11 protein-coding genes and 1 pseudogene are annotated in these 13,170 nt (G+C 61.3%); 4 read left to right on the forward strand and 8 right to left on the reverse strand.

Features of this window, described 5'->3' with window-relative positions:
- Positions 1–120 precede the first annotated feature (120 nt).
- Together FVF58_RS36040 and FVF58_RS51745 are read right to left on the reverse strand one after the other, a co-directional pair.
- Positions 121–204 (reverse strand): annotated as a pseudogene (locus tag FVF58_RS36040) (DDE-type integrase/transposase/recombinase); the annotation flags it as partial.
- A 106-nt stretch (positions 205–310) separates the two neighbouring features.
- Entirely contained in the window at positions 311–586 is a 276-nt protein-coding gene (locus FVF58_RS51745; protein WP_281291327.1) for a glutathione S-transferase family protein, read from the reverse strand.
- Between the two features lie 796 nt (positions 587–1,382).
- Here FVF58_RS51745 and FVF58_RS36050 point away from each other — a divergent pair.
- On the forward strand, positions 1,383–2,021 hold the full coding sequence (locus FVF58_RS36050) for an alkyl hydroperoxide reductase subunit F family protein (protein ID WP_149674495.1): 639 nt from the start codon (positions 1,383–1,385) through the stop codon (positions 2,019–2,021).
- A 296-nt stretch (positions 2,022–2,317) separates the two neighbouring features.
- Here the strand turns inward: FVF58_RS36050 and FVF58_RS36055 are convergent, their stop codons facing one another.
- Positions 2,318–2,818 carry a Kelch repeat-containing protein gene (locus FVF58_RS36055; RefSeq protein WP_188131028.1) on the reverse strand — a complete coding sequence of 167 codons (501 nt, stop codon included), beginning with the start codon at positions 2,816–2,818 and terminating at the stop codon, positions 2,318–2,320.
- Positions 2,819–3,230: 412 nt separating this feature from the next.
- A complete protein-coding gene (locus FVF58_RS36060) occupies positions 3,231–3,575 on the reverse strand; it encodes a BON domain-containing protein (RefSeq protein WP_149674497.1) in 345 nt (114 codons plus the stop codon).
- Between the two features lie 255 nt (positions 3,576–3,830).
- On the opposite strand from FVF58_RS36060, the gene FVF58_RS36065 reads away from it, so the two are divergent.
- From FVF58_RS36065 to FVF58_RS36075, 3 genes are all read left to right on the forward strand, one after another.
- Positions 3,831–5,585 (forward strand): PAS domain-containing sensor histidine kinase, encoded by a 1,755-nt coding sequence (locus FVF58_RS36065; protein ID WP_149674498.1) that lies wholly within the window; start codon positions 3,831–3,833, stop codon positions 5,583–5,585.
- A gap of 55 nt (positions 5,586–5,640) precedes the next feature.
- Complete coding sequence (locus tag FVF58_RS36070; protein ID WP_281291328.1) at positions 5,641–6,180, forward strand: LysR substrate-binding domain-containing protein; 540 nt, start codon at positions 5,641–5,643, stop codon at positions 6,178–6,180.
- 89 nt (positions 6,181–6,269) lie between these two features.
- Positions 6,270–7,019: an SAM hydrolase/SAM-dependent halogenase family protein gene (locus FVF58_RS36075; RefSeq protein ID WP_149674500.1), complete on the forward strand. Its 750-nt coding sequence runs from the start codon at positions 6,270–6,272 to the stop codon at positions 7,017–7,019.
- 313 nt (positions 7,020–7,332) lie between these two features.
- Here FVF58_RS36075 and pyk read toward each other — a convergent pair whose 3' ends face one another.
- From pyk to zwf, 4 genes are all read right to left on the reverse strand, one after another.
- Positions 7,333–8,748: a pyruvate kinase gene (gene pyk, locus FVF58_RS36085; RefSeq protein WP_149674587.1), complete on the reverse strand. Its 1,416-nt coding sequence runs from the start codon at positions 8,746–8,748 to the stop codon at positions 7,333–7,335.
- Between the two features lie 14 nt (positions 8,749–8,762).
- On the reverse strand, positions 8,763–10,400 hold the full coding sequence (locus FVF58_RS36090) for an NADP-dependent glyceraldehyde-3-phosphate dehydrogenase (protein ID WP_149674501.1): 1,638 nt from the start codon (positions 10,398–10,400) through the stop codon (positions 8,763–8,765).
- Positions 10,401–10,492: 92 nt separating this feature from the next.
- On the reverse strand, positions 10,493–11,521 hold the full coding sequence (locus FVF58_RS36095) for an aldose epimerase family protein (protein ID WP_246217328.1): 1,029 nt from the start codon (positions 11,519–11,521) through the stop codon (positions 10,493–10,495).
- Between the two features lie 148 nt (positions 11,522–11,669).
- Entirely contained in the window at positions 11,670–13,151 is a 1,482-nt protein-coding gene (gene zwf / locus FVF58_RS36100; protein ID WP_149674502.1) for a glucose-6-phosphate dehydrogenase, read from the reverse strand.
- Between the last annotated feature and the right edge of the window lie 19 nt (positions 13,152–13,170).

Consider the following 13,170-nt stretch of genomic DNA (forward strand, 5'->3'; position numbering starts at 1 on the left):
CCGCTCGACGAGTCGCTCGCCCAGGAGAAGGACAAGGGATGTAGCGACCAGTGTTCCATAGACGCTGATATTCACGATGAGACCTCGAACGGTGAGTCTGGTAAAACGGCACGCGCTGGAAAACCGCTTGGCTGCAGCCTTATCGCGACGCTTTTGCAACAGGATATCGAGTTCGGCACCGTGCTGATCAACTGCTCGCCACAACAAGAACGCAAGCGCGCCGAAGCAGGTTCCGGCCGCCATTCGGGGCTTCCGACTCCAATCGAACGCCGCCCAGGGTTGTCTCGCTTCCGCCCTCGCCGGCGGCAGTTCAGGCCCGTCGAGCCCTGCGAATGGAGGGGATCTCCATGAGCCGCGCATGCCAGGCTTCGACGCGGGAAAAATCAGCGAGCGGCAGGCCGGCGAGTTCGGCGAACGGGAGCACGCAGGCGACGCGAAAATCGGCGTAGGTGACCTCGTAGCGGACGAGCCAGTTCCTGCTCGCGAGATGCTGCTCCAGAATCGCGGCCGAGGAGGCAAATTCGTTCAAGGCCGCCTCGACGATCTCGCGCCTGACCGGACCGAAGCCGTAGTGCTGCCTGGTCACCCGTTCGAAATGAACCTGATCGCAATGAAAAGGGCCCGGCGGAACAGGTGGACACCTATGCTCCTCGCTCAAAATGCCTTTGGGTCGACGCCGATAATGGATCGCTTACATTCATCGAATTCGATGCGCGCCGTTCGACGGAGCATTCCCGTCCGGCGTGAACGTCCGCTTCGTAAGAAGTTGATCGTCCCTTGTGGGTCGACCCGAGCCGGACGCCGTCGGACTCAGTACGACCAGGAACGAACGGTCGACGCGGGCCGCCCCCGGATTGTTCTAAAACTTGCTCGGTTGCTATAGAAGTAGCCGCCGGAGCAGGCGCGAGTGCACCCCTCTCAGACGATTCGCGAACACTTTGAATCTGCGCGCTAGCCCACCAAAGCGCACCGACGTTCGAGGGAGCGTTGCCTGGCACCCTTCCTCGATCCGCCGGCGGGCGCCGCGGCTTTGGGTGCTCGCGTGTTGTCGCGGCGTGGAGGCTTCCGTGATGCCCCCGTCGTGACGTTACAACTGTCGATGGTCGCAAGAATCGGTACGGCGGCGTCGCTGCCTTCGGCACCCGTAGCTTTCGAAAATGTCCACGTCTCCCCGACCCGGTTGATTGGCACGTCAGCCGTGAGCATATATCCTTGTTCTTGGGTAATTCAGACAGACCAGCAATATTGCGGCACTGCAATATACGCCGGAAAGCCCTCGGGTGATTCCGATGGCAGACTCACGCTACACCTTCTGTTCAGATTTCTTTCAGTTCCTGGCACTTCTTCACATAACCTTGTGCAGGCCGGCACGGGATCGAATCATGTTAAACATCAGTCTCAGGTCACAACTGCAGACGTATCTGCGAAACATCCGCAGACCAGTCGAATTGATCGTGTCGCAGGGTGGTGGACAAACATCGCACGAGATGCTGACGATGTTGAACGAAATCGCGTCGTTGACAGATCTGGTGACGGTAACCGAGGAGCCGCAAGGCGACGAACGCAAGCCGTCATTTTCAATCAGGCAGGTCGGAGCAAAAGCCGGCATTCAGTTTGCCGCCACTCCAACAGGACCTGAATTTTCGTCTCTCGTCCTCGCAATACTCCAGGTGGGAGGACATCCGGTAATAGCCGACCGTACGACCATTGAACAGATCCGAACGCTAGAACGTGACTACTATTTCGAGACCTATATTTCACTCTCTTGCGGAAGCTGTGTGGACGTTGTGCAAGCGCTGAACATGATGGCGGTGATCAATCCACGGATTCACAACGTTACGATCGACGGAGGAATTTTTCAAAGCGAGGTGTCGGCGCGTGATATTAGCGTTGTGCCGACGATCTACATGAACGGCGAGATATTCGGCGAGGGGCGCAGCAGCTTTGCGGAACTCGGCGCGAAAATTCACGACATAGAAATGAGCATGAGAGCGGCACTGCGCGCAGCGCGTAGGCCGTAAGATCGCGCTGAAGCTTATATCGGTGGGAAGTAAATCCGGGAAAATTACGCCGGGGGCGCGGTTATCTGAAACGCTGAAAGGACGCACCGGGTGGGGCTCAGTCGAGCGCATCGGGCCGCGTTCGGCCATGAACGGACATTCGCGTGGACGGTAGACCGGACCCGGGAATGACGGCTTAACGCACGATTTCCGTCAGCTATCGCGATGCGGCCAGGCATTGCTGCGTAACGTGGGCACGCAATCAACTTCCATTTGCGCCATGCCACCACGTCGTAGCCGCGACGGGCGCCTCCGCGTTAATGAAACAGATCGGCAGAGGACAGGATTCCACGATCGATTCCCCCTGCTATGAGTACCGTGCCGTCAGGTAGCAAGATGGCGGTGTGCTGTTCGCGCGCCTGACTCATGCTGGCTGTCGGTGACCAGGTCCCCGTGGCAGGATCGTACAGTTCATCTGAGGACAGGATGCTCTGGGCGAGCCCTCCGGCTGCGAGCACGCGTCCATTGGGCAGCGTCGTGGCAGTAAGTAAATCGCGCGCGTGAACCAGACTGCCTGTCCGCGACCAGGCCCCTGCGAGGGGATCGTAAAGTTCGGCGGATGACAGTGTGGTGCTGCCATCGGTCCCTCCGACCACGAGCACCCTGCCGTCAGCCAGCGAGGCTGCGGCGAAGCTGACACGCACCTGGCTCATGCTACCCGTCGGTGACCAGGTACCCGTCGCGGGGTTGTAGAGTTCTGCAGACGACAGCGCTCCTCCATTGCGTTCGGTCAATCCGGACGGCGGCACCGATGCCATGATGCTGTCGCCTCCGCCGTGGCAACCCGCAGCCAGCGTAGCCACCAGTAGAAGCAGGCCCGTCACACATCGCCTGATATGCATGGCCCTTGCCCTCGTCCTGTTTTCTATCAGGATAGGTCGCCGGGCCAGAATAGTCAGGCAAATGAGATGCGACCGCTAATGAGCGTCCGATGTCTGAGAAAGGTTGTTGCCGATCCGATCACGGTCGCCCCGGACCGGTGACCTTGATAGAGCGCAGGGGAATGGTCGTCGAAGTGTAGGTGCACTATGCCATTGGCGGAGCCGCCGATCGCGCGCAGCACACGCATTGCTGTCTCGCGCCAGGAACTTGTCGATTGTGAGACAGTCCGCGCGCTTTGGCGCGCTCTCCCGCGCTGCTCGCTAGTCATCTGTTTTTGGGCAACGCGCGTCATTGCGGCCTGAGTTGCAGATCGTTGTTCACGGATTGCACCCCCAGCACGCCGCGCGTCACGGCAAGCGCTTTCTGTATCTGTACCTCCGAATCCACGTATCCCGACAACTGCACGACGCCTCGATACGTCGCGACGCTCATCGGCAATGATCTCAGCCCCGGGTCCGCGACGAGCGCCTGCTTCACCCGGGCGGCGAGCGCAGCGTCGTCAGTGGCGATCTCCCCCCGCGCGGTCACGGACGGCGGCACCGTCGACTTACAGCCGTTGGTGAACACGAACCCGGGCAACGCTAACACCGCGACGATCATCAACCGGCTTTTGATGTATGGTGCGTTTCGCATGTCGGATATGACATCCAGATTCCTTCATGTTGAATTGGGTGCGTTGCAGTAAACGCGTCACACATTTACTATCCTCTAACAACCCCATGGGTAGTCCCTGCTACCTCTTTGTGCTCGCGGCACCTCGTCGGATCAGAGCATTCGACTGTCACTGTATTGACGCGGAACCAGGTTGATCCCCACCCAGCGTATAAGGGGTGGAATTTTGACCGTCCCTGACTCTACCCTGCCCAAACTCACGAGGGCGCACCCGCCATGTCTATGGTCATCGCCGCCGTTGCTGTAGGTCTCGGAGCCTTAACCATCGTACTGCTGCTCATACGTCAGTCACGGCGGCGCGCGGCCGGGCACGGGCGGGTAAACAGCAAGGTAAGCACTGCGCAACCGAAAAACGCCAGAATGTCCGGTTGGCGCATCGCTAAGGCGATACCCGGCCTCGGCGAAGACTATCGTGCAAATTCTGCCGTTGACCGCGTTTTGACGACCAAGTTGGAACATCACGCCCGCGCGCGTGCGGCCAGGACGCGAGACACATCGAGAGACTCTATTGAGCAGCAGCGAGTGGAGAAGTCTCTACCCGGGATCGAAACACGCTTCCGAGCGCTGTTGGACGCGGCTCCGGTGATGATCTGGATGTCAGACACAACTCGCCTTTGCACGTTCTTCAACAAACCGTGGCTGGATTTTACCGGGCGCACGCTTGAGCAGGAAATGGGCAACGGGTGGTCGGAGGGTGTGCACCCGGACGATTTCGAGCGGTGCCTGAATGTATATGTCTCATCGTTTGACGCACGCAAGAATTTCACTATGGAATACCGTCTGCGCCGGCGGGACGGGGCGTATCGTTGGCTCCGCGATACCGGGGTGCCCCAGACGGACGCGGACGGCACGTTCCTCGGCTTTGTCGGTTCCTGCGTCGACATCACGGATCTCAGACAAGCAGAAGAGAAATTTCGAAGCGCTTTTGAATTTCTGCCCGTTGCAATTCTTATGCTGGATCAACGAGGTCGGATTGCGCTGGTCAATGAGCAGACTGAAAGGCTCTTTGGGTATCGACGCAACGAATTGATCGGACAGCCCGCGACGATGCTCGTCTCGCAACTGATGACCAGTAGCAGCTCCAGCCCGCGGCCGGAGGCCTTAACGACGGGAGCAGCTCGCGATCTGCTCGCGCGGCGTGCGGACGGGACCGAGTTTCCGGTCGAGGCCAAACTCAATATGGTTCGATTCGAAGAGGACGTGTCAGTCCTCGCTACCATTGTGGACAGGACCGATCGAATTGAACTGCATCGGCACCGGCAGGAACTGGCCCACCTCGCGCGACTATCGACGATGGGCGGACTGGCGGCTTCGTTTGCCCATGAGTTGAATCAGCCGCTTACGGCCATTCTGAGCAACACCCAGGCAGCCCAGCGGCTTGTGGAAGCCGATCCGGTTGATCTCGACGAAGTGTGCGAGATACTGAAGGACATCGTTGAGGACAACGCTCGCGCGAGCGAAGTGATCCGGGGAATTCGTGCGCTCGTCAAGAAAGGCGTTCCGGAATTCGCGTCGCACGACCCCGCCGTTGTGATCTGTGATGTCGTGCGGCTTCTACGTAGCGATGCCATCCAGCGCGGCATACGTGTGTCAATCGACGTCAATGGCGCTCCGGTCAAGGTGTATGGCGACAAGGTTCAGTTGGAGCAGGTCATGCTCAATCTCCTGCTTAACGCGTTCGAGGCAATGGACGGTTGCGTGTCCAACGACCGCCGCGTGACAGTACTCGTCACGCATGAGGGCCCGCAGACCGTGCGCGTCGCCGTACGCGATCACGGGACCGGCCTTTCCGGCGACCAACTCGCAATGATCTTCAAACCGTTTGTTACCTCAAAGCCCAACGGCCTTGGCCTCGGGTTGTCGATCAGCCGCGGGATTGTCGAGACGCACGGTGGCAGGCTTTGGGCCGAAAACAACACGGATCAAGGCGCGACGTTTTATTTCACGTTGCCGATAGTGGACACTGCATAGCTCGGGACGTCGCAATCGCGGTCGACTCTGCCGGTGTGATGTCTTTCCCCGCCGCATCGGCTCTTATGACCGCCGCGGGTCGAACAGCGCCCACGACCTTGTCGATTTACTCGTCGTTGGTGAACTCGACCTGATCGTGGCTCCCGAGCCGAAAGCGGATGCAGACGGACTGTCGTTCGTCGAACTTTTACGCGACAGCCTGTCCGTGCTCGCCGATGAGTCGCATCCGTTGCACCTCAAGCGCAATCTTCGGCTCGCTGATCTGGCGGATCAGGAATGGCTGCTACCGGGGCCGACCATACCTGCTCGTCAGCAAGTGGACGCGGCCTTCGCGAGGCTTGGTCTCGACGTGCCAAGGCTGCGCGTGGAAACGGATTTCGGCAGCACCTCGCTTCTGCATCTGTTGCGCCGCACCGCGATGCTCTGCGTAGCGGGCACGGAGTCATTTGACGCGCTGGAAGGATTGCGCGCGCTCAATGTCGATACCAACGAACTCGACTTGCGACGTCACATCAGGGCGGTCTTCCGAAAGGACGCGTACCTTTCTCCGCTCGCGCAGAGCATGATGGCACTGCTACAGGAATGGACCAACTGAACAATGCCAACATGGTTATCTGATCGATGCCACGCCCCTCATCATCGCGATGAGAGGAAACAGTAGAGGACTGCAAGGGAGGCTATGCGATGCTCGCACTCTTTACCGATTTCGGAGCCGACGACATCTATGTCGGACAGGTGCGCGTCGCCTTGCTGCGACACGCGGCAGCCGGTACCCCTATCATCGACGTGCTGCATACTGCCCCAAACTACAACTCGCAGGCAGGCGCGCATCTGCTCGCGGCACTTGCGCAGTGGTATCCGCCAGATAGTGTCTTTCTGGCCGTGGTCGATCCCGGTGTGGGTAGCGAGCGGGATGCCGTCGTGCTGCAAGCCGACGGGCAGCGGTTCGTCGGGCCCGACAACGGGCTGCTTTCGGTCGTGGCGGCGCGCGCGGCGCGTACCCAGACCTGGCGGATTATCTGGCGTCCAGCCGCGCTCTCCGCCTCATTTCATGGTCGCGACCTGTTCGCCCCGATGGCAGCATGGGTCAGCCGCGGCGAGTCGCCTCCCGACAAGCTCGTTGAGACGACAGGCTTGCGTGTACAGTTGGATGCGGGCGATCTCGCCGAGATCATATACATAGATCACTACGGCAATGCACTGACGGGGCTGCGGGCTGGAGCGGTGCCGAGGACTGCACGGCTGGGCATCGCAGATGCCGACGTCGAATATGCCCGGGTCTTTTCCGATGCAATGGCCGGTCAAGCCTTCTGGTACGAAAACTCGATCGGGCTAGTCGAGATCGCCGTGAATCGCGGCAGCGCCGCGACGCAGCTTGGCGTGCGCATCGGAGCTGCCGTTCAAGTGAACAGGGGCCGTGAATCGGCAACATAGCGCCAGGCCAATATCCCGACGTCTCGCAGGCTGAAATGCTGTTTTTCCTCGAGGTTATCCACCATCCACGATAGCCGCAGAAGTCGCCGGGCTCGTGGCGGCGGGCAGTGACATCGAACTCGAACCGTTTGCTGCGCAGCAGCTGGGCGACCGCCAGGGCCTCGGCCAGCCCTTTCGCGGTCAGGCCCACGTCGGCCCACGACGGGGCGGCCGCGTAGCCGACGGCGCCGCCTTCGAGGGTGGCCGAGGCGGCGACTGTGGGGTTGTCGCGCGAGTCAAGGATTTCGATTGCACGGATGTCGTTGATCCTGTCTCAGACCTTGGCAATGTGGAGGAAGTTGGTGGTGCCGGCGACGCCGAAAGGCATGCCGGAGGCAATGACGACAAAGTCGCCCGTCTGCGCGAAGGCTTCGCGTCGAGCGATCGCGCAGGCTTTGTTCACCATGTCAGGCACGTCGGAGACGCTTTCGTTGGCGTGCACCGGATGCACGCCCCAGACGAGCGCCAGGCGGCGCGCGGTGGCGAGCTCCGGCGTCATACTCAGGACCGGCACCACCGGCCGTTCCCGCGCTGCGCGCAGGCTGGTGTAGCCCGATCGTGTGTAGGTGACTATCGCCGCTACAGGCAGCAGGTTCGCGGTCTGCTGCAGAGCGAGGCAGATCGCATCGGCAACCGCGGCCTGCGGCGCTGTGTGGGATGCATCGATCGCACTGCGGTAGTCCGGATCGGACTCCACCTCGGCGATGATGCGGTCCATCATCGCCACCGCCTCGCGCGGATATTGTCCGGATGCGGACTCGGCCGATAGCATCACTGCGTCAGCGCCGTCGTACACCGCGTTCGCCACGTCGGAGGCCTCCGCGCGGGTTGGCACCGGCGAAGTGATCATCGATTCGAGCATCTGGGTGGCGACGACCACCGGCTTGCCAGCGGCCCGGCAGGCCCTGACGATCTGCTTCTGAATGCGCGGCACCTGTTCGGCAGGCAGTTCAACGCCAAGGTCGCCACGCGCGACCATGATCGCGTCGGCCGCATCAATGATCGCGTCCAGCGACTCGATTGCAGCGGGTTTCTCGAGCTTGGCCAGGACAGCAGCGCGCCCCTGCACAATGCCTTTCACTTCTCGAACGTCCTCGGGCCTCTGGACGAACGATAGCGCGACCCAATCGACGCCCAGGGTCAGCCCGAACTCGAGGTCGGCGCGGTCCTTGGGCGTCATCGCCGGGATGGGCAGCAGCACCGAGGGCACGTTCACACCCTTGCGATCCGATACCGTGCCGCCGGTGACGACCTGCGTATCCGCGAAGTCTGGTCCGAAGCGCCCCACCTTCAGACGCACCTTGCCATCGTCGACCAGCAACTCGGTGCCGGTCTCGAGCGCTGCAAAGATTTCCGGGTGTGGCAAAGGTGCGCGTGTGGCATCGCCCGGGGTCGGGTCCAGGTCGAGGCGAAATGCCGCCCCGGCTTGCAGCGTGACCGGACCATCGGTGAACGTGCCGATGCGCAACTTCGGGCCCTGAAGGTCAAGCAGCACGGCGATGGGCCGCCCTGTGTCCCTCTCGACGCGGCGGACGATCTCGAGCCGCTCCTGGTGCTGGGCGTGCGTACCGTGGCTGAAGTTGAGACGGAACACGTCGGCCCCGGCATCGAACAGGGCGCGCACCGTGGTCAGGTCGGAACTCGACGGCCCCAGCGTGGCGACGATTCTGGCACTACGTTTGCGATGCATCATGTCCGCTCCCCTCACAGGATGAAGTCTGTGTTAATGAACTTGGATTGGTGCTCGCGCACGATGGTATTCAGCAGTTCCCTGTTTGGCGCGGTCTGTTTGGCGGCGACCATCGAGCGAATCGAGAACGCGCGCAGCGCGTCGCTGACCGACAGCGTGCCCTCAGCCGAGTCCTTGCGCCCAGCGAACGGGAATACATCCGGCCCGCGCTGACACTGACAATTGATGTTCACGCGGCAGACCTGGTTGACCAGCGGATCCACGAGCGCACCAATCTGCCCGGCGTCGGATCCGAAGATGCTTACCTGTTGCCCGTGATCGGAGGTGATCACGTAGTCGAGTGCCTCTTCCACGGCGTCGAAGGTCATCACCGGGACCACCGGTCCGAACTGCTCCTCGCGGTACAGCTTCATTCCCTCGCGCACCGGGTAGACGACAGCCGGATAGAACAGCGTGCTGCAGAAGTCCCCGCCGCCTTCGTTGACGACGCGCGCACCCCGGGCCTTCGCGTCCTCGATCGCCTCGGTCATGTAGGCGGTGCGATGCGGCCCCGGCAGCGGAGTGATCTGCACGCCGGCCTCCCACGGCATGCCCAGCTTGAGCCGCGCCAGTTCAGCCGTAAAGCGTTCAAGGAACGTATCGACAACACTCCTGTGCACGATCAGCATCTTGAGGGCGGTGCAGCGTTGTCCGTTGAACGACAGCGCGCCGAGCAGGCATTCCTTGACTGCGAGGTCCAGGTCAGCATCGGGCAGCACAATGGCCGCATTCTTCGCGTCGAGGCCCAACACCGCGCGCAGGCGGTGGGATTTGGGGTGCTGCTTTTTCAGATGATCCGCAACGCGGCTCGAGCCGATCAGTGCCAGCACGTTGACCTTGCCCGTGGCCAGCATGCGTGGCACCACCAGTGCACCCGGTGCGTAGATGGTGTTGACAACACCGGGTGGGAACGCATCGCGAAACACCTCGAGTAGCGGCTCGAACAGCAGGGTGCCATACTGGGGCGGCTTGAGGACGACCGTGTTACCCATCAGCAGCGCCGGAATGAGTGTGCAGAAGGTCTCATTGAGCGGGTAGTTGTATGGCCCCATGCACAGCACCACCCCTAGCGGGGTGCGGCGGACCTGGCCAATTGTCCCTTCGACGACCATAAATCGCGAATGGCCATTGTCCATGTCCTTCAGGGCCTCGATCGTGGCCTGGATGTACTCTACGGTCCGGTCGAACTCCTTGAGCGAGTCGGCGAGGCTCTTCCCGATCTCCCACATGATCAGGTTCACGATCGCCTGCCGGCGCTCAACCATGCCGTTCACGAACTTGTGCATGCAGGCGATGCGGTCGGCGACCGTCATCGTTGGCCATTTGCCTCTGCCGCTGTCGTACGCGGCTACCGCGGCGTCCAGCGCGGCGTCGCTCTGCACCTCGCTCATCAGCGGGTAGCTGCCAATCTCGATCTGGCTTACGTCACCAGTGGAGGGATCGCGCGTGCAGACTGGCGAGAACACAGTCTTGAAGGGGCCGTTCCACGCGGGTATCTGGCCGTCGATAAGGAAACCGCGCTGATGAACGGGTGCGCTGAGACGGTGTTCAGCCGGAATCTCGTTGGGCGCGGGGAAGTGCAGGGCGAGTTGCGAATTGCGGTCGATCTTCATCAGGACTCCGGAGGATGGGGTGACATTAAGGTAGTCGTGTCGAATCAGGACGTTCAAGGCGCGCTGCGTTTAAAGCAACGGCCTCGACGCATTCATTGGGTCAGGACCTCGAATCGATAAGCGAATTCGACCGGTTGACCCGGATCGAGTGCTATTGCGGTCGGAATACCCCGTTCATTGATTGGGTTCGCCGCCAGCGCGGCACGGCAGCCCAGTTCAAAAGCACTTGCCACGGGCTCGACGCCCAGGCAGAGATTGTGGCTGTTCCAGGGACCGTAGCTACGGCCCCGATTGCTGATCCACAGCAAAAGCGATGGGAGTACAGAGGCATCCCAACAGAGGCGATACGCAACCTGAGATTCGTCATCCGTCAGGATCACCGCTCCGTCCACCCCACAGAGCTGGACGATTTCTTCAGTATTGTGAGGAAGCGGAAAGCGATCAAACGCCGCTGTGCCACCGGCACGCAGTGGCACCTGATCAAGCCTGTCAAAAAATGCCCCCGGCTCTGCGCGAGATACGCCAGGTTCGGGCCCGCCCGGGTGAACGACGCCAAAACGAAACGCGCCGGGATCGATCTGAAATGCGCCAGCGAGTGATGGAAGCGCCAGATTGGGATGCAAACCGATCGGACGGCGTGTCTCCTTGCGCGCCTCGACTGCTAACGAGAAATCAATCGCGGGGCCATTCGGGTCGGCACGGACCACCCGGACAAGACGCGCTATCGGTGAGGCAGGCGGATACTCGAGCGCGATCTCGATTTCAAGATCCGTCTGCCGCACGAGTGTCCAGTCAGTCACGCAGCCATAACCATGCAGCAGATCGTCGCTCGAATCCAGCAGGGCGTGGGATTCGGTGACGGGTGTGGTGACGCTCTCCTGCCAGCTTTCCACGACGGCCTCCCGTGCATAGGACACACCAAAGGGAACACACGGGAATTCGCTTCTCATATGGTTAAGTAATTCCGGCCGCTGGTGCGTTCCGTCGCCGATCCATGGGGGCTCGTAAAACGGCCGGACCTGTCGGTCACCGCGCTTGAGCGCCACCCCGCCGAGCATGCCGCCCCTGGCATGCACATCAAGCGCGCCGTGTGGCCATTCAAGGTGCCAGAATTTATCCATGATCGCTGTCTTGAGAGGAAATGAATTAGAGCCGCACTTCGCCAGGCGGTCTTCAAAAGGCCACGTCACCGCATAGCGTGTGCCATTAGACAAGCGGGTGGCTGGGGCACGTCCGGGCGGCTTCAACCAGACAGCGTCCGGACTGCACTCAGTTCTCTTCTTCCAGCCAGCATGTGTTGTGGCGCGCGAGCAGCGCGCTGCTCGCGGCCGGTCCCCAGGTACCCGACGCGTAGGGTTTGGGAGGGCTTTCCTGAGTGGCCCAGTCATCAATGATCGGTGCGACCCACCGCCACGCCGCCTCCTGTTCATCGCGCCGCACGAAGAGCGCGAGCCGTCCGGCGATGACATCGAGCAACAGGCGCTGGTAGGCCTCCATCCTGTCCTGCTGAAAGAACTGATCGAACGCGAGATCAAGGTAGACGCCCTGCAGCGTCATCCCTAGACCCGGCTGCTTCGCGAGCGCGGCGAGTCGGATCGATTCAGTCGGCTGCAAACGGATCGTCAGCCGGTTCGAACCCGGACGCAGGGCCGTCGGCCCCAGCGCGGAGTGCGGCACGGTCCGGAAGTTGACGACAATTTCAGCGACACGGGCCGTCAACCGCTTGCCCGTGCGCAGAAAAAACGGCACGCCGGCCCACCGCCAGTTTTCGACCTCTACTTTCAGTGCGACAAATGTCTCGGTCCTGCTATCTGGTCTGACGCCTGCTTCAGATTGGTAAGTAGTGACTGACACGCCGTTGATGGCGCCCGCATGATACTGGCCGCGCACGACGTTTTGCCTGATCTGCTCACCGAGCACCGGCTTGAGCGCGCGCAGCACGCGTAGTTTCTCGTCGCGCACTGCATCCGCGTCCATCGATTGCGGTGGCTCCATCGCAACGATCGACATGAGCTGTAGCAGGTGGTTCTGCACCATATCGCGCAATGCGCCGGTCTGATCGTAGAAGTTGCCGCGACCTTCGACGCCGAGTTCCTCGGCTACCGTGATCTGAATGCTCTCGACCCATTCACGACGCCACAGCGGCTCGAACAGCGAGTTACCGAAGCGAAGTGCAAACAGGTTCTGTACCGCTTCCTTGCCGAGGTAGTGGTCGATGCGGTAGATCTGGTCTTCGCTGAAGATCCTGCCGACCGCATCGTTGATGGCACGGGACGATTCCAGATCGTAACCGAGCGGCTTCTCCAGCACGACACGCGCACCGTCGGTCAGCCCTGCGGCCCCCAGCGCGCTGCAGATCGGCTCGAATAGCGCCGGCCCGGTCGCCAGATAGAAAATGCGTCTGCCGTGAGCTGCGCCGATCGCTTCGCCCAGCACCGAGTACGAATCGGGCTGCCCGGCATCGAGCGCGACATACGTGACGCGGTCGAGAAAGCCTCGCCATACCGCGTCGTCGATCGCGGTTCCCGATATGTGCGGCTTGACGTGCTCCTCGACCCATGCGAGATAGCCACTGCGATCCAGTGCCGTCATCGCGACCGAGACGATCCTGCCGTCGGGCGCGAGCATGCCGTCGCGGTGCGCGGCATATAGCGCGGGAAGGATCTTGCGCATCGCCAGATCCCCTGTTCCACCGAACAGGACGAAGGCGAATCCGGGCAAGTCTGGCTGATTTGTCGATGCTGTAGTCATGGCATTCACAAGAAAGCGT

The sequence above is a fragment of the Paraburkholderia panacisoli genome, from assembly GCF_008369935.1.
Taxonomy (GTDB): domain Bacteria; phylum Pseudomonadota; class Gammaproteobacteria; order Burkholderiales; family Burkholderiaceae; genus Paraburkholderia; species Paraburkholderia panacisoli.

Bases quoted from the DNA above. Each gene is read 5' to 3' on its own strand.
- FVF58_RS36055 (WP_188131028.1), bottom strand. From the start codon at position 2,818: ATGGCATCGGTGCCGCCGTCCGGATTGACCGAACGCAATGGAGGAGCG.
- FVF58_RS36050 (WP_149674495.1), top strand. From the start codon at position 1,383: ATGTTAAACATCAGTCTCAGGTCACAACTGCAGACGTATCTGCGAAAC.
- FVF58_RS36060 (WP_149674497.1), bottom strand. From the start codon at position 3,575: ATGCGAAACGCACCATACATCAAAAGCCGGTTGATGATCGTCGCGGTG.
- FVF58_RS36095 (WP_246217328.1), bottom strand. From the start codon at position 11,521: ATGGATAAATTCTGGCACCTTGAATGGCCACACGGCGCGCTTGATGTG.
- pyk (WP_149674587.1), bottom strand. From the start codon at position 8,748: ATGCATCGCAAACGTAGTGCCAGAATCGTCGCCACGCTGGGGCCGTCG.
- zwf (WP_149674502.1), bottom strand. From the start codon at position 13,151: ATGACTACAGCATCGACAAATCAGCCAGACTTGCCCGGATTCGCCTTC.
- FVF58_RS36065 (WP_149674498.1), top strand. From the start codon at position 3,831: ATGTCTATGGTCATCGCCGCCGTTGCTGTAGGTCTCGGAGCCTTAACC.
- FVF58_RS36090 (WP_149674501.1), bottom strand. From the start codon at position 10,400: ATGAAGATCGACCGCAATTCGCAACTCGCCCTGCACTTCCCCGCGCCC.
- FVF58_RS36075 (WP_149674500.1), top strand. From the start codon at position 6,270: ATGCTCGCACTCTTTACCGATTTCGGAGCCGACGACATCTATGTCGGA.